Raw genomic sequence first — 24056 nt, forward strand, 5'->3', positions numbered from 1 at the left:
TTTTTACACTGGTTTTTATACAAGTTGAAGTGCTTTTTATCATGATATAATTTGTGAAAAAATATTATGGAAATAATTTATATATTCTTTTATGAGCCGTTTTTTCTTCTTCAGTTTTTATGAAGGGTGTTGAGTAGAAAAAAACGAGCTCTTTCAAGATACGTTGCATTATGAAATTTTTACGATGCTTTTTGATATCAACAAAAAATGATAGCAGCTTAATTGCTTTTATATATACGATGTTCGATCGTTTTGTGCTGGATAAGTACCGATAATACGCAGTTCTGCAGAAAAGAAAGATAATTCTTCTAAGGCAAGTTTCATCATCGGGTCTTCAGGATGTCCTTCAATATCAACAAAGAACTGTGTTGCATTGAAATTTTCACCAATTTGATAGCTTTCTAATTTTGTCATATTGATACCATTCGTTGCAAATCCTCCCATAGCTTTATAGAGAGCAGCGGGGACATTGCGCACTCGAAAAAGAAGACTGGTGATGATTTTTTCGCCATTTTGAGGTTTGGGGACATGTCGTTTGGAGCGTGAAAGGATGACAAAACGGGTAATATTATGAGGGTTATCTTCAACATCTCTTTCAAGAATATCAAGTCCATAGAGTTCTGCTGCGATTAAAGGTGCTAAGGCAGCCTGTGAACGTTTAGCATTTTTTTTAATAAATTTTGCAGCTCCAGCGGTGTCAGCAGAAACAACAGGTTTCCAACCGTTGTTTCGTATGATTTTTCGGCATTGTGCAAGGGCATGCGTATGGCTGTGGACGGTTTTAATTTCGTCATGTGTAACGCCGGGCAAAACCATGAGTTGAAAATGGATAGGTAAAAAATATTCATCAATAATATAAAGAGATGACTGTGGTAAAAGATGATGAATGTCTGCAACGCGTCCCGCAAGGGTATTTTCAATAGGGATCATAGCAAGATCAGCTTTCCCGCTTTCCACTAAATTAAGGGCGTCTTCGAAAGTAGCAGAGGGAACAGCATCCATATTGGGGAACATATTGGAGCAAGCAATATGGGAATTAGCGCCGTATTCTCCTTGGAAAGAAATTTTATTGTTTTTTTTAAGTATTTTCATGCTAAAATCTCACAAACTCTATCGAGATCATGTTGTGTGTCTACACCTAAGGGAATTGTATCGACTATTTCCACATCGATACGCATATTGTTTTCTAATGCACGTAATTGTTCAAGTTTTTCACGTTTCTCAAGTGGTGAGGGTTTGAATGATACAAATTTCTCAAGTGCTTCGCGCCTATAGGCGTATATTCCAATATGGTGATAAAGAGGACCCTCTCCATAAGGTGCTTTGGCGCGCGTAAAATAAAGAGCACGAAGGCGATTTTGAGAAAGCGGTGTACCAATGATTTTGACAACATTGGGATCTCTTGTTTCATTTTCTTCAATGATTTTGGCACCCAAGGTTGCAATATCAGTAAAGCTATTTTCTAAAGGGCGTAGCGCACGAATGATTTCACGAGGCATGATTGTTGGTAAGTCACCTTGTATATTTAAAATGGCGTTGTAGCGTTGTTCAGGATCAATACGCACTAAAGCTTCATAAATACGATCAGATCCAGACTTATGATCACCTCGTGTTATGATATATTCATGCCCATAATCTGCAACAGCTTTAGCGATATCATTATGATCTGTTGCAACGATTGTACGTCCTATTCCAGCTTTTTTGGCTTGTTCTACGACATGAACAATCATCGGTTTTCCGCCAATTTCAGCGAGAGCTTTTTGAGGAAGACGGGTTGAGCCCATACGGGCAGGAATAAGAATAATTGGTTCAAGAGCCATTGTAAGATTCCCAATGTCATCTGTGATGCATTTATGATGTTGTGTGTTATAAAGAAAAAGCTTAGACTAAAAATGGTAATGAAACCGTGAACATTTGAGTTTTTATGAATCGCCGGAGATTTATTTATTTTATTTGTGCTTTTTTGTGTGTGCTGGTCGCTGTTGTGGGGATTTCCACACTCAGCAATATAATTTACGATCATCCTACATCAGTCCAATATCATCATACAGTTGCCAAGAATGATATATTTCAAGAAAAACAAAAAGCACCTGATGTTTCCCTATCACTAAATAGCCGCCTTCAACAAGGCAATTTTGAAAATGGCCGTAAAGTTTTTCGCCAATGTGCCATATGCCACACATCTGGACGCAATGAAGCAGGGCGTGTTGGTCCAGTTCTCTGGGAGATTGTTAACCGCCCTTTGGCATCAGCAGCAGGTTTTGCTTATTCACGGGCATTACGTGCTCATTCTGATCAAAAATGGGATTTTGTAACGTTAGATCGTTATTTACATTCTCCACGTGAAGCTTTTCCTGGGACCATTATGTCTTTTCGTGGAATTAAAAATGACCAAGATCGTGCCGATCTTTTGCTTTATTTACGCAGTTTATCCGATCATCCTGTTCCTTTACCAATGGATAATAATAAAGCGAATGAGCCAAATTAACTTATACCATAGATGTTAATTTTAGAAAGAAGTCTGATTTTTTTGTAATTTTAGTTTCACAGTTTTATAAAAAGAGCTCTTATTGATGTTTTGTTAGGGGGAACGCCCCTCACGCAAAACAGAACACATTTAACATTGCATATTTACTCGCTTATTTTAAAGAGATCTTTTATAAAAATGCACTCTTTACACTGTCGTCTGTGGATTGGTTTTCAAGATTTGTGTGCTTCACTTTTTCTACATATACTTGTCTGTGAAATTATTGCTGAAGGATTATCAATTCATGAGCCGCAGCTTTCTGCTTCTGAATGCAATAATTATGTAATTAAAGCTCTCCATGAGGTTTATCTCAATCCTTCTATACACATCAATCCCTATGTACTTTTACATCAAGTCCCATGTATTTTTCTTATGAACAGAGACAATTGATTGTTCTTATACGTGCAATAATTCCTAAGCTGCATTTTATGATGCTCGATGAATAGACGTTTTCTCTTGAGGTTAGAGATGTACGGACAGATCATTGACCTTTTATAGTATCGATCACTAAAATATGACTTAAATTATTTATTTATAGGTTATGGTTTGAAGTAAGCACTTTCATGTGAAACAATTTTTATGTGTGAATAGTAAAATAGTTGAATAGAGTTCTGCTGATTGTATTTTTATCTACGTCGAAAATTTTTTACACAAGAATACTGATAGCAGCTGCGTTCCCACGAGTCTCTGTCCATTTATAGACGATGACATGAAATTATGCTGATAATCCATTATAGAGAATTATTTTTTCACAAAAGGTTTGCCATATTTGTGATAAATTTAATAGGTTTCATTGGTTACAATGTTTCGATGACTTGCGATAAAATTAATTAGTATTTCAATACATATTGCGAGAGTGCTAAAAATTAGTGGAAGAGAGGACATAATCATGATTCTCCAAGCTTCTTAATAACTATGGTATTTTCTTTATAATTTGAGCGTTTATAAGTAATAATATTAAATTGCGCTAATAATCCATTATAGAGAAGAATCTTTCCTACTAATGGCTCTCCGATGTTTGTGATCATTTTAATAACTTCCATTGCTTGTAGGGTCCCAATAACGCCAGGTAAAACACCGATGATTCCAGTTTCAGCGCATGTTGGGATGGTCCCGTGAGCTGGAGGGGTGGGAAATAAATCGCGATAGTGAGGATTATTGTCTTTATACGGCATAAGGACCGTTAATGAGCCATTAAAACGTTCTACAGCACCGCTTATTAGAGGTTTTTTGCATTGGGCAGCGTGATCAGCGAGAAGATAGCGTGTGGTAAAATTATCACTTCCATCAACAATGATGTGGTAAGCATTGAGCAGTTTATCCACATTACTTTTATCTAAGCGTAGGGTGTGTTTTTCAACTACAACATGGGGATTTATTGCTTTTATAGTGGTTTCAGCACTGTCTGTTTTGCTTTTGTTGATTGCATTTGTTTTATGAATAACTTGGCGTTGTAAATTGGAAAGTGAAACGATGTCGTTATCGACAATTCCAAGGGTTCCAACACCTACGGCAGCCAAATAGGTTAAGACAGGAGCACCAAGACCACCCGCGCCTACAACAAGAACACGTGCTGTTTTTAGCTTTTGTTGCCCTGCACCACCAATCTCAGGCAAAATGATGTGGCGTGCATAGCGTTCGATTTCTTTGTTGTTTAATTTTATATCTGTTTCTTGTGTCATAAATTTTCTCTTGTCATAGTTCTTTTATTGTTTACTAAGTTTATGATGCATAGACCAGTCTGCTTTTAGGATAGAGAGGATTTATTTATGAAAATTGCCATTCAGATGGATCATATTTCAACAGTTCGGATTCAAGGAGATACGACATTTGCACTCGCTTTAGCAGCCCAAGAACGTGGACACTCTCTCTTCCATTATACACCAGATCGTTTATCTCTATACGATGGTTGTGTGATTGCACGACTAGAGCCATTGATTGTACATGATAAAGAGGGAAGCCACTATCGATTAGAAAAGCCTGTTCGTACGGAATTAACAGATATGGATGTGGTTCTTTTACGCCAAGATCCACCTTTTAATCTCAATTATATCACAACAACTCATTTGTTAGAGCGTATTCATCCTAAAACACTCGTTGTGAATGATCCTGCATGGGTACGCAACAGTCCAGAAAAAATTTTTGTTACTGAATTTTCTGATCTGATGCCAGAAACATTAATTACCAAAGATATTGAAGAAATAACAGCTTTTAGAGAGACATTTGGCGATATTATTGTTAAACCACTTTATGGGAATGGGGGCGCTGGTATTTTTTATTTAAGACAAGATGATCGCAATTTAGCATCATTGTTAGAAATGTTTGCAGAAATTTATCACGAACCTTTTATTGTTCAGCGCTATTTAGAGGCAGTACGAAAAGGAGATAAAAGGATTATTTTGCTTGATGGTACACCTGTTGGAGCTATTAATCGAATTCCGACAGAAACAGATGTGCGCTCTAATATGCATGTTGGAGGTCGCGCGGAAAATGTGGAGTTAACAAAACGTGATTATGAAATTTGTGAACGCATTGGTCCAGCCTTAAAGGAACGCGGTCTTCTTTTTGTGGGGATTGATGTGATTGGAGATTATATAACAGAAATTAATGTGACGTCTCCTACGGGAATTCGTGAAATTAAACGCTTCTGCGGTACGGATGTTGCTCATTTGTTTTGGGATGTTATTGAGTTCAAGCGTTCAAACAAATTTATTTGACAGAGGACAAAAACATGGTTTTAAAAAAATGATCCATGTTGTTTTTTATATTTGTTATGTTGCAAATGTGAACTAGAATGACCGTATAATATAAATTAAGAGGCTTTGTTTTCAATTTTTAGGGAGTTTATAGATGAACAAAGTATTATCAATTGGAGTGGGATTGATTTTTGCGCTACTGCTGTCAGCAAATGGAGGCAATGCGCGCGATCAAATACAGATTACTGGTTCATCTACAGTTTTACCTTATCAAAAGATTGTTGCTGAAACATTTGGAGAAATTTATCCCCATTTTAAGGTTCCTGTTATCGAATCGGGAGGAACAGGAGCTGGTATTAAGGAATTCTGCCGTGGTATTGGGGAGAACACTGTTGATATTGTTAATGCTTCGCGAGCAATGAAACCGAGTGAATTACAGTCTTGTTTTGATGCTGGTGTAAAAGATGTTGAGGAAATACGTATTGGGTATGATGGCATTGTTTTTGCAACTGATATTAAGGGACCTGATTGGAAATTACAGCCAGTAGATGTTTATAAAGCCCTTGCTGCTCGAATTATTATAGACGGAAAGTTGCAACCGAATAATGTTTTGAAATGGAGTGCAGTCAATAGTGCTCTTCCTGATTGGACGATAGCAGCGTATATTCCTGGAGAGAAGCATGGGACACGTGAAGTTTTTGAGGAAAAATTACTTACTGAGGGGTGTAAAGAGAGTGGGGCAGTTGAGGTGATGAAGTCTTTAGGAATGGATGATAAGGAGATACACACTGCTTGTATTGCGGTACGTAAGGATGGAAAAGCGGTTGATATTGATGGTGATTATTCTGAAACATTTGCGCGTCTAATTTCTAATAAAACAGGGGTTGGTATTTTTGGTTTGTCTTTTTATCAAAATAATGCTGATAGGCTAAAGGTTGCCGATATTAACGGTTTTGCGCCAACAGTTGAGACGATTTCTAGTGGACAATATCCAGTTTCTCGTCCGCTTTTTTTCTATATTAAGAAAGCACATTTAGGTATTATTTCAGGTTTGCGAGAGTATGTTGATTTTTTTCTTTCTGATCAAATGATTGGTCCAGAGGGTCCTTTGGCTGAATATGGTTTGATTGTTTCTCCTGAAAAGGAACGTCAAGCACAGCGTTCTGATTTTTCTGCTGGTCGAGTAATGACATTGAAATAATTTGCAGGGAAAATTTGTTGGATTTCTGAGATAGGAAATTTGGGTGCTATTTTTTTATAAAAACTGAAAGATAAAATGCGCATTTCCTTCATTGTTTTGCTATTATTGATTTTTGGATTTTGTGGCTTTTGTATTTCTTATATGCGAGCACGCATTCTTGAATACAGACAACATAAAATGCATTCTCGTGCGTATTATTATGGCTGGTGGACATTTTTGATTACGGTTATTCCAGCTTTTATTTTTTTAATTGTTTGGGATGCTGGGAGTACAATTTATTTAGAGTATAATGCCTCTCGAGAGCTGGGGGCGTATAGTGCGCATGTAACAGAGCCTGTAAATCACGATCTACTTTGGGAGACACTTCGAAGTCTCGTCAAAAAGATTCATCGCTTTGAGGGGAATCTTTCTACCGCTTCCTATAAGGAAGTGCAGGCACAATTACTCGCGAAGGGATTGATTTTATCCGATGAAGCATCGGATGATGTGTTCAAAATAGCACAGTCGTGGGTATTCTCTTCTGAAAAGCTTAAGTTTATAGGTTATGTTTTTCTTTTTGCTATTGCGTCCTTTGGTTTTATCTGTGGAATGATGCAAATTGCGCCTCATCAACGTGCCCGTAATAAGGTTGAATCTTTTATTATTATTGGATTGATTTGTGCATCTATTGTTGCAGTCTTGACAACAATAGCCATTGCGCTTTCTATGCTTTTTCAGACAGTAAGCTTTTTTCAGTCTGTATCCTTTTCAAATTTCTTTTTAGGAACAGTTTGGGATCCGCGTTTTTCCGCGAGCGGTTCCAGCGATGAAGTAGGACAATTTGGTTTAATACCGCTTCTTGCTGGTACGTTTTATATTGCATTTGTTGCCATGCTTTTTGCTGTACCTATAGGACTATTTTCAGCTCTTTATATGGCGGAGTATGCTTCTTCGCGATTGCGAGCAATTGTGAAGCCATTGTTAGAAGTTCTTGCTGGCATTCCAACGATTGTTTATGGCTTTTTTGCTTTGAAGGTTGTGGGACCATTTTTACGAGATCTCTCTGCTTCTCTCTCAGACGGGGTTAGTTTTATTATGGCACAAAGTGTTTTGACTGCTGGAGTTGTGATGGGAATTATGTTGATACCTTTTGTTTCCTCTTTATCGGATGATGTTATTACGGCTGTTCCACGCATTTTACGTGAAGGTTCTTATGGTTTAGGCGCAACGCAATCTGAAACAATTAAAAAAGTTGTTATACCAGCAGCGCTTCCAGGGATTATGGGGGCTATTTTGTTGACGGCATCGCGTGCAATTGGAGAAACAATGATTGTGGTTTTGGCGGCAGGTGTTGCAGCAAATTTAACACTCAATCCTTTCGAAGCAATGACTACGATGACTGTTAAGATTGTTAATCAATTGACCGGTGATTTTGAGTTTAATTCTCCACAAACTCTGGTGGCTTTTGCCTTAGGGATGACGCTCTTTGTTATGACACTTTTGATGAATATTCTAGCTCTTTATATTGTGCGTAAATATCGGGAACAATATGAATGAATGAAGATTTTTTTCCTCGTCGCAATATTAGTCTCAAGCGTCGGTATTGGGCTGAACGTCGTTTTCGTGCCTATGGTTTGATTGCCATTTTTATTGGTTTATTTTTTTTATTTACGCTTTTATGGTCTATCATTAGTCAGGGTTATACAGCTTTTTTTCAAAGTGAAATGACATTATCGATTTATTTGGATGAAAAGATCATTGATCCAAGTGGTCAACGTAAAACAAAACCACAAGTGCTCATGACGGCGAATTATCCACTTCTTGTACGCAATGCTTTAGCGAAGAAACTTAATATCAATCAAAATGATCGAGCCTCTCTTTTGGACGTTAACCGTATGTTTTCAAATGGTGTCCGTGTTCAACTGCGTGAAATGGTGACAAAAAATCCAAAACTGATTGGCACAATGCAAAAAGTTAAAGTTTTGGCATCTGCGGATATTGATTCTGCTTATAAGGGACAGATTGATCTGCGTGTAGCAGAAAAAAACCGTAAAGTTTCTAATCGACAGATAGAATGGATAAAGCGTTTAGCGCATGATGGTACGCTTTATAAAACATTTAATATTGGTTTTTTTACATTTGGCGCTTCAAGTCGTCCTGAGACTGCGGGATTAGGTGTTGCGATCATTGGTTCTCTTTATATGATAGGCATCGTTTTATTAGTTTCCCTTCCGATAGGCATAGCAACGGCTCTTTATTTAGAAGAATATGCACGCAAAAATAAATTTACAGATTTTATAGAGGTTAATATCAATAATCTTGCAGCTGTTCCTTCAATTGTGTTTGGTCTTTTAGGACTCTCTTTTTTTGTTAATTTTTTAGGATTACCACGTTCAGCCTCTTTTGTTGGTGGTCTTGTTTTAGCGCTCATGACTCTTCCCACGATCATTATTGCAACACGTTCTGCTCTGCGTGCTGTTCCTCTCTCTATTCGTTCTGCAGCTTTGGGGTTGGGAGCATCAAAAACACAAATGATTTTTCATCATGTTGTTCCTTTAGCTGCGCCTGGCATTTTAACAGGCACAATTATTGGAGTCGCTCAGGCTTTGGGTGAAACAGCTCCTTTGCTTTTGATTGGAATGGTTGCTTTTGTTGTTAATATTCCTACGACCCCCATGGATCCAGCAACGGCTTTGCCTGTTCAAATTTTTATGTGGGCGGGTGAAGCAGAGCGTGCTTTTGTTGAAAAGACATCAGGTGCTATTATTGTATTGATGATTTTTCTTGCGATCATGAATATTTCTGCGGTTTTTTTACGTCGACGATTTGAACGCCGCCAGTAATTTTAATAAAACAACAGCTTTGATAAGATTTTTGTAAGGTGAATTTTTGTAATGAAGATTAAAATGCGCGGTCAGGATGTGAAGGTTTCTTACGGAGATAAAGAAGCACTCCACGGTATTACACTTGATATTCCTGAACATCAAGTAACTGCTTTGATTGGTCCATCAGGATGCGGAAAGTCAACTTTTTTGCGTTGTTTTAACCGTATGAATGATACGATTGAAGGCGCTAAAACAACTGGTCTTATTACCTTAGATGGGGAGAATATTTATGACACACGGATTGATGTTGTAGAATTGCGCGCTCGTGTTGGAATGGTTTTTCAAAAGCCCAGCCCTTTTCCAAAATCTATATTTGAGAATGTTGCGTATGGTCCACGCATTCATGGTTTAGTTAAAACACGCTCTGAATTGCATGATGTAGTTGAAAAGAGTTTGAGGCAGGCAGGTTTGTTTGAAGAAGTAAAAGACCGCCTTCATGATCTTGGAACAAGTTTATCAGGGGGACAACAACAGCGTTTGTGTATTGCACGTGCTATTGCGGTTAGTCCTGAAGTTATTTTGATGGATGAGCCCTGTTCAGCTCTTGATCCCATTGCGACAGCACGGATTGAAGAGCTTATCGATGCGTTACGGCAAAATTATACAATTGTTATCGTAACGCATTCCATGCAACAGGCCGCACGTGTTTCTCAACATACGGCTATGTTTCATTTAGGGCATTTGGTAGAAGTTGGTGCGACTGAAATGATCTTTACCTCACCAAAAGAGCAACGGACGCAAGATTATATTACGGGGCGTTTTGGATAGGTGAATTGAGGAGTGTAAGATATGTCTATGAAACATACTGTCCGTTCTTATGATGCAGAACTAAAATATTTAAGAGTAAGGATTACAGAAATGGGGAGCCATGCAGAAAGGATGATTGAACGTTCTGTCGCATCGGTTGTGAGTAGTGATCTTCAACTTGCAACGACAGTGATTGCCGATGATGTGTTTTTAGATGAAGCAGAACGTGACATTGATGAAAAAGCGGTTGCTATTATTTGCAAACGCCAACCGATGGCTGTCGATTTGCGTGAAATTATTGGAGCCATTCGTATTTCTTCTGATCTTGAACGGATTGGGGATATGGCAAAAAACATTGCTAAAAGGACTGTTGCACTTTCAGAAATACGTCAATCTGCTTCTGTTTATCATGGGCTTGAAACAATTACAGCTTTAGCACTCAATCAATTAAAAGAAGTCTTAAATGCTTATACGAGTCGCCTATTAGAGCGTGTTGACGCGGTGCGTGAGCGTGATGAGAAGATTGATGCTTTGTATACTTCTCTTTTTCGTGAACTTTTGACGTATATGATGGAAGATATGCGCAATATTACGGTTTGTACGCACTTACTGTTTTGTTTAAAGAATATTGAACGAATTGGTGATCATGTTACTAATATTGCTGAAATGCTGCATTATATCATAACGGGTTACCATATGTCCTCTGATCGTCCTCGCGATGACCTTACTTATAAAGTTGGGGTAGGTGAGAAGAAAATAGATTAAAATTTTTCTTATATGTATAAAATAAGTTTGTAGATATATGAGTATTTTCTTACAGTGCAGCTATAAGAAGAATAAGATAACCATTTTATGGCAAAGCACAAAGAAGCAACAAAGAGTTTTTTCAGAGAAGCATGGCAGATTGTTAACTCTTGGTTTGACATATTTGTATATTGGATGATATCATCACTCGTATTGTGGCAGGAGGGGAGTTTTCTAGGGGAATTTCCTTTCAGATCATTTTGTTAAAATTTTATATTAAAGGGGATATCTGTATTATTTTTTCGTATGTAGAAGAAGTGGATAGTGTTACTTTATTGTAATTGAAACGTGTGGGTTATTATAGCCTATATTGAACCATGAAGAATAACAATATCGATCTGTAAATTAAGAGTTTTTTATTTTTTATTTTGCATAGATACTTTTTGATTACCTCTTGTATTAAAATTTTACTGAGTGGTAACAATTAGCTATGTACTTTATTGAGAGATACATTTAAAGCTCATTTCAAGACTTGAATATCTCAGAGATTATAGGAATGTGTTGCATAAGATGAAAAAAAATCGTTGGAATGTTTTTGTTACCTGTTGTGTAGCGCCGTTAGTTGTTGTGGGTTGTGCTTCAAGTCATTTAGATGCTGGAAAAATAAATAATAATAAGACAAAAACGGTTACATATCCATTGACAGAGCGTCAATGTCTTATGCGAGCGATGTATTTTGAATCAAATCGCACAAGCCGTGAAGGAATGATTGCCGTTGGAACGGTTGTTATGAATCGTGTTAATTCAACCGCCTATCCTAAGACGATTTGTGGTGTTGTTGGTCAATATAGGCAATTTGCTCCTGGTGTTTTAACGCGTCCTATGACGGAGAAAGCATCTGTTGCTCGTGTAAGAGAGGCGGCTGATGCCGTTTTACGGGGTGAACGAGATAAGAAAGTTAAACACGCTAAGTTTTTTCATACCGCTGGTTTGTCTTTTCCGTATAAAAACATGCATTATGTTCAGGTTGCAGGGGGAAATGCTTTTTATGAAAAACGATCACGTGATGGAGAGCTTCAAGTTCCTACAAATAATCGCCCTTATGATGTTGCTTATGCTTTTGCTCAAGAACGTTCTGGTCATGCGCCAAGCTTTATAGATGAAGGCTTAGAGAGTAGGGGCGTAAAGGCAGAGAAAAGTACATCCCCTTCGACAGAAGTAGCACAGTCCAAGATGGCACATCCTGCGCCTTTTGCTATGGTACAGCTTGATAAAGTTCCTATCCCTGCCTATGCACCTCAACATCTAGCTAGGAAAGAGGAAAATAAAACGATTATGGTTTTACCTTCATCAGATCAGTTGAATGCAATTGTTGCAATGTTAGAAAAACGACACAGGAACTAGTAAGTTTTTCATGACCAAAGAAGGATTATATACCCATTGCGGTTTATGAATTAAGTGAATTTTAGCGATAATGATACGCATAAATATACGTAGAGAAAGCGAACTCAAAGGATCTGAAAAACAATTTATAATATGACGACATAAAGAACGCATTCTATTTAAAGAAGGGTATTGGTAATGTACTTTGATATTCATGAGACAATTTTGCCTGAAATGCTTAATCGTCTTGCAGAAATTACAGTGAAAGTGGGGTTGAATTTACAAGAGGGGCAGGATCTTGTTTTAACTGCTCCAGTTTCAGCGTTACCTTTTGTTCGGCGTATTGCATATCATGCTTATAAGGTTGGTGCTGGTGTCATTACACCAATTTTTAGTGATGATATGTTATCGCTTACACGGTTTGAAAATGCCCATACAGCTAGTTTTGATTGTGCCCCTTCTTGGCTTTATGAGGGAATGGCAAAGGCTTTTGAAAATGGGGCAGCGCGTTTAGCGATTGTTGGTGATAATCCTTTGCTCCTTTCCAATCAGGATTTTGATAAGGTTTCACGTTTAAATAAAGCCACTTCAATAGCTTACCAGCCGGCACTCAAGCAAATATCAAATTTTGCTATGAATTGGTCGATTGTTGCTTATCCAACAGCAGGATGGGCTGAGGCAATGTTTTCTTCTTTACCACTTAATGAGGCGATTAAAAAATTAGCCGATGCAATTTTTTCTGCTTCACGTGTTACAGGAGAAGATCCGGTGCAGGCGTGGACTGTTCATAATGCACATTTGAAGAAACGGTCATCTTGGCTTAATGAGCAGCGTTTTTCTGCCTTACACTTTACAGGGCCAGGGACTGATTTAACTGTTGGTTTGGCAGATGATCATGAATGGCATGGTGGTGCATCCGTTGCTCAAAATGGTGTTATTTGCAATCCGAATATTCCGACAGAAGAAGTTTTCACGACTCCTCATGCTCATAAGGTTGAAGGTTTCGTTCGCTCAACAAAGCCCCTTTCCTATCAAGGAACTCTGATTGATAATATTGAAGTACGTTTTGAAGCCGGGCGTATTGTTGAGGCTCGTGCATCAACAGGCCAAGAAGTTTTACAGCAGGTTTTGCAAAGTGATGAGGGTGCAAGCCGGTTGGGCGAAGTTGCCCTTGTGCCCCATTCTTCACCAATTTCTAAGAGTGGCCTCCTTTTTTATAATACCTTATTTGATGAAAATGCTGCATGTCATATTGCTTTAGGGCAGTGTTATTCCAAATGCTTTTTAGATGGGGCATCATTGACGTCAGAAGAGATTGCAGCACGTGGTGGGAATAAAAGTGTCATTCATATTGACTGGATGATTGGTTCTGGTGAAATTGACATAGATGGCATTACCCAAGATGGTGTAAGAGTTCCTGTATTTCGTAAGGGTGAATGGGCTTAATTTTGTTACCATAAAACACGGTCATTTGAGGTGGGGTGGGATGTAAGCTTTATTGATACGTTAAGTATTTTAGAGTGTGTGTTATATATTCAAGGCAGGGTTTGTCCATAAAGCCTTTAGTTAAATGATTCACATAAGTAGGAATCCAAGTAAAATCCACTCATCAAGAATTTGTTTAGTAGATGTAGAGGAAGTCTTCGTTTTTTGAGGGGGGAAGAAGTCAATTTATCAGTGATACGATTGGAAAGTGTATAATTATTAAAGAAGAGTAATGCCTGAGCTTCCTGAAGTAGAGACAGTTCGTCGTGGACTTGAGTCCGTTGTAACTGATGCAAAGATAGTATCTGTCAAACTTAATCGTAGAGATTTGCGCTTTCCTTTTCCTGAGGCTTTTTCTGAGCGCCTTATTGGCAGAACAATTATAGAACTTGGTCGGCGTGCGAAATATTTATTATTTCATCTTTCTCAGGATGAAACGATTTTAAGCCATTTAGGAATGTCTGGTTCATGGCGTATAGAGAATGATTTTTTAAGAAAAGCTTGTTCAGCGTCAAGTAAATTAGTTAAACATGATCATTTTGTCATGGATATTCAGACAAAGAATGGTGACGTTTATCGTCTTATTTATAATGATGTGCGTCGCTTTGGGTTTATGCTTTTAGTCGATACGGATAAGCTTTATGAACATCCACTTTTAAATAAGCTAGGTCTTGAACCTATAAGTAATTCGTTTTCTGGTCGTTATTTACAAAAGGCTTTTGTTAATAAAAAAATGTCTCTCAAGGGTGTTTTACTTGATCAGTCTATTGTTGCAGGTCTTGGGAATATTTATGTTTGTGAAGCACTTTGGCGGAGTCGTTTGTCTCCACAACGTGGTGCATTTACATTAGCATCAAAAACGGCACGTGCACGTGAATTTGCAGATTCTTTAGCACAAAATATACGCAATGTGATTTCTGAAGCCATTTTGTCTGGTGGCTCTTCTTTACGTGATTATATGCATATAGATGGTTCGCTTGGTTATTTTCAGCATGCTTTTTCAGTTTATGGACGAGAAGGCAAGCAATGTTTGGAATGTGGAGCGCCTATTATGCGCATTTTACAGGCTGGACGTTCAAGTTTTTACTGCTCACAATGTCAAAAATGAATAAGGTGTCTTGCAAAATCTTACAAGAGGCTTAAAGTCATCGCATCTATAATATAATTACACAAGGCTTGAAAGGTTTTTTTATGCTGAATAAAGTACTAACACATCTTGATGGAAATATAGAGAAGAGCCTTGAACGCCTTTTTTCTCTTTTACGTTTTCAATCGATTTCTACAGACTCGGCTTACAAGGATGCATGTCGTAAAGCAGCTGATTGGTTAGTGGAGGATTTAAAAAGCATCGGTTTTGAGGCTTCACGCCGTGATACGCCGGGGCATCCAATGGTTGTTGGGCATCATCCTGGACCTTCAGATGATTGTTTGCATGTGCTGTTTTACGGACATTATGATGTTCAACCTGTTGATCCATTGAGTTTATGGGAGGATGATCCATTTACACCTTCTTTAAAAGAGAGAGATGGAGAGAAAGTTATTTGTGCTCGTGGAGCTTCAGATGACAAAGGTCAGTTGATGACTTTTATTGAAGCATGTCGTGCATTTAAGAAAGAAACAGGGCAGCTTCCTATTAAAGTTACTGTTTTATTTGAGGGAGAAGAAGAATGTGCTTCTCCTTCCCTTATTCCTTTTTTAAAAGCAAATACAGATGAACTTAAGGCAGATTATGCATTGGTTTGTGACACGTCAATGTGGGATGCGGATACACCATCTATTGCTCTTTCTCTTCGGGGAATTATGGCAGAAGAGATTATTATCACAGCAGCGAATCGTGATTTGCATTCTGGTTATTTTGGAGGAGTAGCAGCTAATCCCATTCGTATTTTAACGAAAATCTTAGCAGGACTTCACGATGAAAATAATAGGGCAACACTTCCTAGTTTTTATGATGGCGTAGAAGAAACACCTCCACAGATTTTACAATCATGGAATGCACTTAATTGTACTGCTGAAAATTTTCTTGGTCCTATAGGACTTTCCGTTCCAGCTGGTGAAAAAGGGCGGAGCATTTTAGAGCTTGTATGGGCACGTCCTACCATGGAAATTAATGGTATTAGTGGCGGCTATGAAGGGGAAGGGATGAAAACAGTTATTGCTTCTCAAGCGAGTGCAAAAGTATCGTGTCGTTTGGTGCATAAGCAAGATCCAGAGAAAATACGCCAAGCGTTGCGTGATTATGTACGTAGCTCAATTCCTGCTGATTGTAAGGTTGAATTTAAGAATCACGGTTCTTCTCCGGCACTTCAGATTTCTGATGATTCATCTTTTATCAAGGAGGCGAAGGATGCCTTATCACAAGAGTGGGAAGTGCCCGCTGTCTTGACAGCCATGGGGGGCTCGATCCCAATTGTAGCAGATTTTCGGTCAATTCTTGGTATGGAAACTCTTTTGGTTGGTTTTGGATTGGCTGATGACCGTATTCATTCTCCTAATGAAAAGTATAATTTAAAATCGTTTCATAAGGGGCAGCGGTCTTGGGCGCGTATTCTTGCTGCTTTAGCAAGTAGGAGGGTAAATGGCTGAGATTCGCGTTCATCAAGGTGATTTACCAAACTTAGACAATTATAAAACTGATGCCATTGCGATTGATACCGAGACTTTAGGATTACAACCCTATCGTGATCGTTTATGCGTTGTTCAGCTTTCTTCTGGAGATGGTACTGCTGACGTTATTCAGATTGCTAAAGAACAAAAGAGTGCACCAAATTTGATAAAATTGCTTGAGGATAACGCAATAACCAAAATATTTCATTTTGGGCGTTTTGATCTTGCTATTTTAGCGCATACATTTGGTGTTATGCCAGAGGCTATTTTTTGTACAAAGATTGCTTCGAAACTCACGCGCACTTATACGGATCGTCATGGCTTGAAAGAAATTTGTAATGAATTGCTGAATGTGAATATTTCTAAACAGCAACAATCTTCGGATTGGGCGGCAGAAACGTTATCACAGGCACAAATTGAATATGCTGCGTCGGATGTGTTATATTTACATCGTTTAAAGGTTATATTTGAAGAACGTTTAAGACGTGAAGAGCGAGAAAATGTTGCCAAGGCATGCTTTCAATTTTTGCCTATGAGAGCTAGGCTTGATCTTTTAGGATGGGCGGAAGTTGATATTTTTGCGCATAGCTAACTTTAAAATTGGCTTTTAAATAGAGTTAATTATTGATGTGAGAGGACAAAATGCTTGTACATTATGGGCGTTTTATCCTCTCATCTTTTCTGATAAGAATTATAATAAATTCTTAAGTGCTATTTCATTTGAAGTTTAGGCAATAAAAATACTTTTGCGAATCCATATTTTTTATTTTTGTAACAGCTTTTATTTGAAACAAAGCAATTTTGAGGAGAGGCTGGAAACATACGGTAGGTTGGAAGACTTAAATCTCTGAAACCGGTATACAGCCTAATTGGGGGAGAATATGAATGTGTAAATGTAAAAACCAAATCTCATCTTTACCATCATTTTTAATTCTGCTTTACGACTTTCAAAAGTATTTAAAGCAATGTCTGTTAAATAATAGAGATTACGCATTGCCTCATGTTTTTAATGGATTTATGTTCTTCGTGTAAAATAGAACGCCCTAAACGGAATATATTTGTGTTGCTAATTCATGTGCTTTTTGTAAAGAAACCGACACCCAAGTTCATTTTACGGTGGCGCTCATAAAAGATATAACAATAAAGCTTCCAATACCAATATAAAATCTATTGAACACTACCATCTTTATGCTTATGGAGTAACAAGCCGCTACCATCCACACAACTGTGCCAATTCCCAATGTTGTGTAAGTCCTTAGCACTTGAGACGGTTCATAAGAGACATTTTTAGTCTTTTTAGTGTTTTTATCCACACAGCTCTTCCAACTTGTAACGTGCAAACAAATGGTTTTGATTGATTCAACATGAAAAAGATTTTGAAGAAGAGAATCTTATGGTATTTAGGGTTCTCAGTCAATATGAATAACGCTAAATTATCATTATAAATCAGTATATTATATGAAGTTCATATAGTTTATTATTTTCAGACGATACTTCGTGCCTTTATTTATTACTCAATAAGTAATTTCTATGTTGGCAGAGCAGGGCAATTTTCTTTTATTTTAAAATTAAAATGCTTCAAAGCTTTGTTTTTTGAGGATTCTCACTTTTTATCTATAAACATGCTATTTTTCTCTAGAAATTTGCAATGAAGACACTAGATAAAATCCATTATGGATATTTAATGAGGTTAAATTTATGAATATAAAATATTTTATTACGGCTTTCGCTACGTTTGCTTCAATCTCTGTAGCTCAGGGTGCTTCTTTCTTGTCTTCTCAAAAGTTAATAGAGGGTATACCTTCTATTGTTCCTCCTAGAGATCTTTTTTCTAGTGAACAGTTGAGCAAGATCTTCTCTGAAGTTGTTCAAATGGAACTTTCTTGCACGCATAACAACCAATGCATAACAGCAGCTAAGTTAGTACCTGTATCATATTCTGGTAAAAAAAGATTTAAAAAGCCTAAAAGAGGATCAGGGAAAGGAAAACGACCAGACTTATTTGGACGAAGTCCAATGAGTTATTAAAAAGTAAGAAAACAACATCAAGAGGTCTAACGTATGATCGGGAATTGAAGAGAGGAGATATTTTTTATCATTTGAAAAGTGGAGGAGCAGTTGTTCGCAAAGGGTATTATAATTATGTACGGAGGGGGTGAAGAGTACTATTTGGAAAAGATATGGGGAGGTGGATTTCGGTGTAAGAATACTCTGTATAATGGCAATCGCTCGTTACAAAATTCATGGGTTTGGATAAATATAACCTCCCGATTTTGGGTTACGCTGTTATACTGTAAATACTGTCATTTTAAGCGTAACTATACAGCGCATATAAAACTCCTTGATAAGTGTTTTTAGAGTAGGGCTTGTCCAGAGAGAGCCTTTAGTTAAGTGAATCACATAAGTAAGGAGTTAAGAAAAATCCTCTCGACAAGAAACTAAGCTGTTTGCAGAGAGGATCTGAGAGGATACTTCATCAAAATCGAGTGAAGCAACAAAAATGTTAAACTTTTGATCTTTCATGCTATGCTTCGACTACAGAATTTATAAAATATTCATTTGTCTATGATTCAAAATATCAGATATTTTTTCTGCCAAATTCATGATTTTTAAAGCAAGGTGTGGTGTGAAAACTTTAAGAAAGATTTCTCGTTTTTTCAGCTTTAAGGAGATTTCTATATAAGTTTTAATGTTTATCATACCGGTTGTCTGTCTTTAGGTATTTTTTTCAATTTAGCTAAAAAGAGTATGAAATGATAGCCTACAAATAGGGCTAAAGCTCTGGAAAAGATTTTCTAGAAAGTTAAGCAGAAGCGTAAATATGTCAAAAAGGAATAAATTCCTAAATTAAAAACAAAGAGCAAGCGTGATGAAATTACATGTAATTTTGTTGCAGTCCATAGGGTAGTGGAGATCTTGTTTTGTGCGGTACAAGCATTCTTTACAATGATGAAAAAACAATCAAAGAGCTATTCACATTTGGTTATGCGAAGGATGAAGCTAAAAACGTTGTTTGTATGAATTTAAATGGAACAGTTAGATTTAGCTGTTCTCAATATTGTAACGGTCTTCAATATTCAATATTGAGAGTATTAATAGGAGGCATGTTAGCTTTTAAATAGTTTTATTTATTCACACACTTGCTTGTTTGTGAGGTGCAGAGGGATGGTTTTGGTTTCTTTAATATAAAAAGGCTTAAGATAAGAGCATCGTCAATATTGCAGACGAATTAATATAAAAGATATTTTTTCATTATAAATCAATATATTATATTTTCATGTCAATAGCACACGCTTTACACGGAGGGTACTGTGGCGCAGTTTTTTTATCAAAATGATAAAGGAGAGAAAACGTGAGGAAAAGAGATCATTTGTGCATGGGCATAGTTTTATTCTCATTATTACAGATCAAGCAATTAAGGGTACTTTGATTGGCTTTTTGTTTTTTTTATAAGTGTATCATTTTTGCTACAGATATCTGAAGATGGGGCTCTATATGAAACGGTGTGTTCAAATAAATATTCAGCTATGGAGAGAAAATATGAATATGAAATGGTTAATAACAGCTTCTGCTTTCGCTTTTGTTTCAGCTTCAGCAGCACAAGCAGCAGATGTTATTGTTCCCCCAAGACCAACACCTGTTGCTCCCGTTATTGTTGCTCCAACTTTTTCTTGGACAGGTTTTTATGTTGGGGGCCAGATTGGTGGTTTTTCGGGTAAAACGAAAATGGATATTCTCAGTAATGGAAACAAGATTCCAGCGCCTGATGACCTTTTGCCTAAACTATCTGGTTTCATGGGTGGTCTTTATGCAGGTTCCAACGTTGATCTTGGTAATGGCCTTATTCTAGGTGTTGATACAGATATCATGTGGTCTAATAAAGATGACACGAAGACAGGAAAAACATATGTCATTGCCCCAGAACACATCAATTATATTAACAAGGTATTAAAAGACGCTGCAATTAATATTGGTAAAGATGCGCTTAAACCTGGTGCTAAACGAACCCACAGTTTCACTTTTAAAGAAAAGTGGGCTGGTGCAACGCGCGTGCGTATTGGTTTTGCAGCTGAACGCATTATGCCTTATGTTGCTGGTGGTATCGCTTATACACAGCTTCAAGATAGTGCGTTGATTTCAATAACAGATAAAGATTCAGACAAAGTAATCGCTTCTGGTACTCTGTCTGATGAAACAAAGACCCTTGTTGGTTACACCCTTGGTGCTGGTGTTGATTTAGCAATGACCAATAATATTATTGTACGTGCGGAATATCGTTACTCAGATTTTGGGAAAAAGAAATTCTCAAATGATAAATATGAGACTTCTTACAAAACCAATGATTTCCGTGTTGGTGTTGCTTACAAATTTTAACAGATGATAAGTTAAATAACAGAGGCTCTGTCTTTGACAGAGCCTCTGTTATTCTCTGTTGCCATATTATCACACAAGACATAATTTATTGTGGATGTGAAAAGATATTATTCAGATTTTCTTCAAAAAAATTCATAAGCAATAAAAATAATTACATTTAAAATCAATAATTTATTTGTATGTTATATCTTTAGGTTTCTCGTACAAAATCAAGCTATGAAGTGATTTTGTCTGGGATGTGCCCTCCATTTTCTGTGACTGTATCATTTTTACTACAGCTTTTCTTTCTGTAATCTTGTAGCACTGTGCTCATAAATAAATTAGGAGCAAAGTTTATGAATATAAAATCTTTAGTAACAACTTCTGTTATCGCTATAGCAGCAGCTTCTGCAGCGCAAGCTGCTGATGTTGTCATCCCTCATGAAACAGCCCCAGCAGTCATCGCAGCAGCCCCTTCATTTTCTTGGACAGGCTTTTATATCGGTGGTCAAGTTGGTAACTTTTCAGGTAAAGTTGATGAATATGATTCAGAAACAAAAAAGAAAATTACAGATAAAGACTGGACACCTAAGCCTTCCGGTTTCATGGGGGGTATTTATGTAGGTTCTAACGTGGATCTTGGAAATGGCCTCATTCTAGGTGTTGAAACTGATGCCGTCTGGGCTGACCGCGAAGATTCAAAAGCGCATTCAGCAGTCATTGGAGCAATTGGCCTTGATGCTTTCAAAGATGAGCTTATAGCAGCGAAAGCTACACCTGCTACAGGAAAAACTATTACTGGTATCGCGGCGACTGACAAACGTGTAGATAGCACCTCTATAAAAGAAAAATGGTCTGGTGCAACACGCGTTCGTGTTGGTTTTGCAGCCGTTGATCGCATTATGCCTTATGTTGCTGGTGGTATTGCTTATACGCAGCTCCAGATAGTCGATTCTCTTAAGGCGGAAGGAGCTGATGGTGCCGAAATCGCTTCTGCTAAAGTGTTTGATGAAACGAAAACGATGGTTGGTTTCACTGTAGGTGGTGGTATTGACTTTGCAATGACAGACAATGTTCTGTTGCGTGCAGAATACCGTTACTCAGACTTTGGTAAAAAAGCATTTGTAAAGGACGGGGATAAAATAGCTTACAAAACCAATGATTTCCGTGTAGGTGTTGCATACAAATTCTAATTTCGTCAACAACGAAATGATGAAGATAAAATAAATTGTCATGAGGCTCTGTTAAAGACGGAGCCTCTGTTATTTTTCTATTGTTATATTATTACACACTCCATATTTATTGGCGGTGTAAAAGATATTATTCAGATTTCCTTAAAAAGATTTTTATAAACGACAGGCAATAATTACGCGGTAAAATCAATGAATTATACGTATTCATAACTTACAATTTCTTGTGAAACGTGAAGTTATGAAATGACTTTATCTTGCGTCAGCTTTCGTTTCCTATGATTGTATCATTTTACTACAGCGTTTTTTTTTTGTAGTCGTATAATACTGTGCTCGTAAATAAATGAGGAGCAAAGTTTACGAATATAAAATCTTCAGTAACAACTTTTGTTATCGCTATGACTACAGCTTCTGCGGCACAAGCTGCTGATATTGTCATTCCTCGTAAAAAAGCTCCAACAGTTATCATAGCTCTTTCGTTTTTTTAGACAGGTTTTTATCTTGGTGGTCAAGTTGGCAACTTTTCAAGTCAAAGTTTATGTATTTGATTTAGAGACAAAAGAAAAAAACTTCAGATAAAGATGCACTACCTAAGCCTTCAGGTTTCATAGGTGGTATTTATTTTAGGTTTCAACGTAGATCTTAGAAATGTCCTAGGTGTTGAACCCGATGCAGTCTGGGCAGACTGAGGAGAGACGAAGACGGTCTCAAAGATTCTTGCGATTGATGAATTTGATGATTTTAATGATGAATTTAAAGATGCTGGTGTCACATTGGATGAAAATGAAAAGTTTCAAAAGGGTGACACAGCAGTGTATTGCATTGGTTTCAAAGAAAATGGTCTGGTGCAACACGGGTTCGTGTTGGTTTTTCCGTCGCTGACAGTATTATGCCTTATGTGGCTGATGGTATTGCTTATGCGCAAATACAGGGTGTTGGTAAAGTTTCAGGAACAAAAAAAATTGGCAAATGGGTAAGCCAAGTAAAGAAGTTTCTGCTACAGTATTTGATAAAATAAAAACGATGGAGGGTTTCACCCTTGGTGGTGGTATAGATTTCGCGATGACAGATCATGTTCTGCTTCGTGCGGAGTACCGTTACTCAGACTTTGGTAAGAAGGAATATAAAAAGTATTACCTTAAACTAGGCTACACAACCAATGACTTTCACGTAGGTGTCGCTTACAAGTTCTAATCTCATCAAAAGTGCAATTATGAATAAAAAGTATTAATAAAAAATTAAATTTTCAAGAGATCTTGACTTTGATCAAAACACTGTTTTTCTGGGGTTTATTTGTGTGATTGTGACATTTTTACTACAGCTTTTCTATTTATAATCTTGTAAGGTCGTTTTATAGTTAATTTAGGAGCAAAATTATGAATACAAAATCTTTAATAGCAACTTCTATTGCCGCTTTAATTTCAGCTTCTGCAGCACAAGCTGCTGACGTGGTGATCCCTCGTGAAACAGCCCCAGCAGTTATCGCAGCAGCCCCTTCGTTTTCTTGGACAGGCTTTTATCTTGGTGGTCAAGTTGGTAACTTTTCGAGTAAAACTAAAGTAACTATTCCAGGAGAAGATAAAGAACTTGTCAAAAAAGATAACACACCTAGTCCTTCTGGTTTCATGGGTGGGATTTATGCCGGATCTAACGTAGACCTTGGAAATGGTCTCATTCTCGGTGTTGAAACCGATGCAGTTTGGGCAGACCGTGAAGAATCAAAAACAGCCCGTGAATTGACTCTTACTAAAGAAGATGTGGCATTTTTTAATAATGCCCTTGAAAAAGCTAAGGTTGAATTAAAAGATCAGCAACGGTTTGAAATAGGTGACAAGGTAACGGAAAAGCACAGTTACAAAGAAAAATGGTCTGGTGCTACACGCGTTCGTATCGGTTTTGCTGCTGTTGACCGTATTATGCCTTATGTTGCTGGTGGTATTGCCTATGCGCAGGTACAGGGCATTCAATCAGTTACAGGAAAAGGAGAGAGAGTTAAAGGTGAACAGAAAGCTGATGTGGTTGAAAACCCATCAATTAAGCAAAATGTAGATTTGACTGGTGGTACTTGGGCTGATGACACGAAGACAATGGTTGGTTTCACTATTGGAGGCGGTGTTGACTTTGCAATGACCGACAACGTTCTTTTACGTGCAGAATACCGTTACTCCGATTTTGGTAAAAAGAAATTCGCCAACGATACACGTGAATTCAACTACAAAACCAATGACTTCCGTGTAGGTGTCGCTTACAAATTCTAAT

Annotated in this window: 22 protein-coding genes and 1 pseudogene; 18 read left to right on the plus strand and 5 right to left on the minus strand. The window is 37.5% G+C overall.

The genetic code is table 11. The features are described from left to right. Positions 1–228: 228 nt before the first annotated feature. Positions 229–1092, minus strand: a complete 864-nt coding sequence (locus ACFINR_RS03565; protein ID WP_375652507.1) for a prephenate dehydratase — start codon at positions 1090–1092, stop codon at positions 229–231. Next, positions 1089–1820 carry a 3-deoxy-manno-octulosonate cytidylyltransferase gene (locus ACFINR_RS03570; RefSeq protein WP_375632301.1) on the minus strand — a complete coding sequence of 244 codons (732 nt, stop codon included), beginning with the start codon at positions 1818–1820 and terminating at the stop codon, positions 1089–1091. The genes ACFINR_RS03565 and ACFINR_RS03570 overlap by 4 nt, the downstream gene beginning before the upstream one ends. A gap of 104 nt (positions 1821–1924) precedes the next feature. On the opposite strand from ACFINR_RS03570, the gene ACFINR_RS03575 reads away from it, so the two are divergent. Continuing rightward, a complete protein-coding gene (locus tag ACFINR_RS03575; RefSeq protein ID WP_375652508.1) occupies positions 1925–2488 on the plus strand; it encodes a c-type cytochrome in 564 nt (187 codons plus the stop codon). Between the two features lie 926 nt (positions 2489–3414). Here the strand turns inward: ACFINR_RS03575 and ACFINR_RS03580 are convergent. Next, positions 3415–4209 (minus strand): molybdopterin-synthase adenylyltransferase MoeB, encoded by a 795-nt coding sequence (locus ACFINR_RS03580; protein ID WP_375652509.1) that lies wholly within the window; start codon positions 4207–4209, stop codon positions 3415–3417. A gap of 87 nt (positions 4210–4296) precedes the next feature. Here ACFINR_RS03580 and gshB point away from each other — a divergent pair, with 87 nt between their 5' ends. From gshB to ACFINR_RS03635, 11 genes are all read left to right on the plus strand, one after another. Beyond that, positions 4297–5244, plus strand: coding sequence for a glutathione synthase (gshB, locus tag ACFINR_RS03585; RefSeq protein ID WP_375652510.1), 948 nt, complete (start codon positions 4297–4299; stop codon positions 5242–5244). 133 nt (positions 5245–5377) lie between these two features. Beyond that, positions 5378–6424, plus strand: coding sequence for a PstS family phosphate ABC transporter substrate-binding protein (locus ACFINR_RS03590; protein WP_375611795.1), 1047 nt, complete (start codon positions 5378–5380; stop codon positions 6422–6424). Between the two features lie 75 nt (positions 6425–6499). Beyond that, on the plus strand, positions 6500–7960 hold the full coding sequence (gene pstC, locus ACFINR_RS03595; RefSeq protein WP_375652511.1) for a phosphate ABC transporter permease subunit PstC: 1461 nt from the start codon (positions 6500–6502) through the stop codon (positions 7958–7960). After that, on the plus strand, positions 7957–9246 hold the full coding sequence (gene pstA / locus ACFINR_RS03600; RefSeq protein WP_375611793.1) for a phosphate ABC transporter permease PstA: 1290 nt from the start codon (positions 7957–7959) through the stop codon (positions 9244–9246). The genes pstC and pstA overlap by 4 nt, the downstream gene beginning before the upstream one ends. A gap of 51 nt (positions 9247–9297) precedes the next feature. Then, positions 9298–10056: a phosphate ABC transporter ATP-binding protein PstB gene (pstB, locus tag ACFINR_RS03605; protein WP_375632304.1), complete on the plus strand. Its 759-nt coding sequence runs from the start codon at positions 9298–9300 to the stop codon at positions 10054–10056. 21 nt (positions 10057–10077) lie between these two features. Continuing rightward, entirely contained in the window at positions 10078–10800 is a 723-nt protein-coding gene (gene phoU, locus ACFINR_RS03610; RefSeq protein ID WP_375611791.1) for a phosphate signaling complex protein PhoU, read from the plus strand. Positions 10801–11349: 549 nt separating this feature from the next. Further along, the gene (locus ACFINR_RS03615) at positions 11350–12183 is read left to right on the plus strand and encodes a cell wall hydrolase (RefSeq protein WP_375652512.1); all 834 of its coding nucleotides are present in this window, start codon (positions 11350–11352) and stop codon (positions 12181–12183) included. A gap of 177 nt (positions 12184–12360) precedes the next feature. After that, positions 12361–13608, plus strand: a complete 1248-nt coding sequence (locus ACFINR_RS03620) for an aminopeptidase (protein WP_375652513.1) — start codon at positions 12361–12363, stop codon at positions 13606–13608. A gap of 271 nt (positions 13609–13879) precedes the next feature. Then, complete coding sequence (gene mutM, locus ACFINR_RS03625) at positions 13880–14755, plus strand: bifunctional DNA-formamidopyrimidine glycosylase/DNA-(apurinic or apyrimidinic site) lyase (protein WP_375613328.1); 876 nt, start codon at positions 13880–13882, stop codon at positions 14753–14755. 83 nt (positions 14756–14838) lie between these two features. Next, positions 14839–16233, plus strand: coding sequence for a M20/M25/M40 family metallo-hydrolase (locus tag ACFINR_RS03630; RefSeq protein WP_375652514.1), 1395 nt, complete (start codon positions 14839–14841; stop codon positions 16231–16233). Further along, a complete protein-coding gene (locus ACFINR_RS03635) occupies positions 16226–16846 on the plus strand; it encodes a ribonuclease D (protein ID WP_375632307.1) in 621 nt (206 codons plus the stop codon). Before ACFINR_RS03630 ends, ACFINR_RS03635 begins: the two co-directional genes overlap by 8 nt. A gap of 250 nt (positions 16847–17096) precedes the next feature. Here ACFINR_RS03635 and ACFINR_RS03640 read toward each other — a convergent pair. Beyond that, positions 17097–17539, minus strand: a pseudogene (locus ACFINR_RS03640) (integrase); the annotation flags it as partial. A 413-nt stretch (positions 17540–17952) separates the two neighbouring features. Here ACFINR_RS03640 and ACFINR_RS03645 point away from each other — a divergent pair. The 3 genes from ACFINR_RS03645 (at position 17953) to ACFINR_RS03655 (ending at position 21800) form a co-directional block, all read left to right on the plus strand. Further along, positions 17953–18282, plus strand: a complete 330-nt coding sequence (locus ACFINR_RS03645) for a hypothetical protein (RefSeq protein ID WP_375621214.1) — start codon at positions 17953–17955, stop codon at positions 18280–18282. A gap of 1512 nt (positions 18283–19794) precedes the next feature. Then, positions 19795–20628 (plus strand): outer membrane protein, encoded by an 834-nt coding sequence (locus tag ACFINR_RS03650; protein WP_375621215.1) that lies wholly within the window; start codon positions 19795–19797, stop codon positions 20626–20628. Between the two features lie 335 nt (positions 20629–20963). Further along, the gene (locus ACFINR_RS03655) at positions 20964–21800 is read left to right on the plus strand and encodes a porin (protein ID WP_375652515.1); all 837 of its coding nucleotides are present in this window, start codon (positions 20964–20966) and stop codon (positions 21798–21800) included. A gap of 292 nt (positions 21801–22092) precedes the next feature. Here ACFINR_RS03655 and ACFINR_RS03660 read toward each other — a convergent pair whose 3' ends face one another. Continuing rightward, positions 22093–22266 (minus strand): hypothetical protein, encoded by a 174-nt coding sequence (locus tag ACFINR_RS03660; RefSeq protein WP_375652516.1) that lies wholly within the window; start codon positions 22264–22266, stop codon positions 22093–22095. A 348-nt stretch (positions 22267–22614) separates the two neighbouring features. Between ACFINR_RS03660 and ACFINR_RS03665 the strand changes: the two genes are divergently transcribed. From ACFINR_RS03665 to ACFINR_RS03675, 3 genes are all read left to right on the plus strand, one after another. Next, on the plus strand, positions 22615–22815 hold the full coding sequence (locus tag ACFINR_RS03665) for a hypothetical protein (RefSeq protein ID WP_375652518.1): 201 nt from the start codon (positions 22615–22617) through the stop codon (positions 22813–22815). Further along, complete coding sequence (locus ACFINR_RS03670) at positions 22767–22991, plus strand: outer membrane protein (protein WP_375652522.1); 225 nt, start codon at positions 22767–22769, stop codon at positions 22989–22991. Before ACFINR_RS03665 ends, ACFINR_RS03670 begins: the two co-directional genes overlap by 49 nt. A gap of 182 nt (positions 22992–23173) precedes the next feature. Beyond that, entirely contained in the window at positions 23174–24055 is an 882-nt protein-coding gene (locus ACFINR_RS03675; protein ID WP_375613335.1) for an outer membrane protein, read from the plus strand. Position 24056: the final 1 nt, after the last annotated feature.

The sequence above is a fragment of the Bartonella sp. AP19HLJMH genome (assembly GCF_042196245.1).
Classification (GTDB): domain Bacteria; phylum Pseudomonadota; class Alphaproteobacteria; order Rhizobiales; family Rhizobiaceae; genus Bartonella.

What these genes read in the sequence shown, in the direction of transcription:
- ACFINR_RS03635 (WP_375632307.1), top strand. Translation starts at nt 16,226, where the DNA reads ATGGCTGAGATTCGCGTTCATCAAGGTGATTTACCAAACTTAGACAAT.
- ACFINR_RS03670 (WP_375652522.1), top strand. Translation starts at nt 22,767, where the DNA reads ATGGGTAAGCCAAGTAAAGAAGTTTCTGCTACAGTATTTGATAAAATA.
- ACFINR_RS03565 (WP_375652507.1), bottom strand. Translation starts at nt 1,092, where the DNA reads ATGAAAATACTTAAAAAAAACAATAAAATTTCTTTCCAAGGAGAATAC.
- ACFINR_RS03615 (WP_375652512.1), top strand. Translation starts at nt 11,350, where the DNA reads ATGAAAAAAAATCGTTGGAATGTTTTTGTTACCTGTTGTGTAGCGCCG.
- ACFINR_RS03650 (WP_375621215.1), top strand. Translation starts at nt 19,795, where the DNA reads ATGAATATGAAATGGTTAATAACAGCTTCTGCTTTCGCTTTTGTTTCA.
- ACFINR_RS03570 (WP_375632301.1), bottom strand. Translation starts at nt 1,820, where the DNA reads ATGGCTCTTGAACCAATTATTCTTATTCCTGCCCGTATGGGCTCAACC.
- pstA (WP_375611793.1), top strand. Translation starts at nt 7,957, where the DNA reads ATGAATGAAGATTTTTTTCCTCGTCGCAATATTAGTCTCAAGCGTCGG.
- pstC (WP_375652511.1), top strand. Translation starts at nt 6,500, where the DNA reads ATGCGCATTTCCTTCATTGTTTTGCTATTATTGATTTTTGGATTTTGT.
- ACFINR_RS03660 (WP_375652516.1), bottom strand. Translation starts at nt 22,266, where the DNA reads ATGATAACTGTTGGAGCTTTTTTACGAGGAATGACAATATCAGCAGCT.
- mutM (WP_375613328.1), top strand. Translation starts at nt 13,880, where the DNA reads ATGCCTGAGCTTCCTGAAGTAGAGACAGTTCGTCGTGGACTTGAGTCC.
- gshB (WP_375652510.1), top strand. Translation starts at nt 4,297, where the DNA reads ATGAAAATTGCCATTCAGATGGATCATATTTCAACAGTTCGGATTCAA.
- phoU (WP_375611791.1), top strand. Translation starts at nt 10,078, where the DNA reads ATGTCTATGAAACATACTGTCCGTTCTTATGATGCAGAACTAAAATAT.
- ACFINR_RS03590 (WP_375611795.1), top strand. Translation starts at nt 5,378, where the DNA reads ATGAACAAAGTATTATCAATTGGAGTGGGATTGATTTTTGCGCTACTG.
- ACFINR_RS03575 (WP_375652508.1), top strand. Translation starts at nt 1,925, where the DNA reads ATGAATCGCCGGAGATTTATTTATTTTATTTGTGCTTTTTTGTGTGTG.
- ACFINR_RS03580 (WP_375652509.1), bottom strand. Translation starts at nt 4,209, where the DNA reads ATGACACAAGAAACAGATATAAAATTAAACAACAAAGAAATCGAACGC.
- ACFINR_RS03675 (WP_375613335.1), top strand. Translation starts at nt 23,174, where the DNA reads ATGAATACAAAATCTTTAATAGCAACTTCTATTGCCGCTTTAATTTCA.
- pstB (WP_375632304.1), top strand. Translation starts at nt 9,298, where the DNA reads ATGAAGATTAAAATGCGCGGTCAGGATGTGAAGGTTTCTTACGGAGAT.
- ACFINR_RS03620 (WP_375652513.1), top strand. Translation starts at nt 12,361, where the DNA reads ATGTACTTTGATATTCATGAGACAATTTTGCCTGAAATGCTTAATCGT.
- ACFINR_RS03655 (WP_375652515.1), top strand. Translation starts at nt 20,964, where the DNA reads ATGAATATAAAATCTTTAGTAACAACTTCTGTTATCGCTATAGCAGCA.
- ACFINR_RS03645 (WP_375621214.1), top strand. Translation starts at nt 17,953, where the DNA reads ATGAATATAAAATATTTTATTACGGCTTTCGCTACGTTTGCTTCAATC.
- ACFINR_RS03630 (WP_375652514.1), top strand. Translation starts at nt 14,839, where the DNA reads ATGCTGAATAAAGTACTAACACATCTTGATGGAAATATAGAGAAGAGC.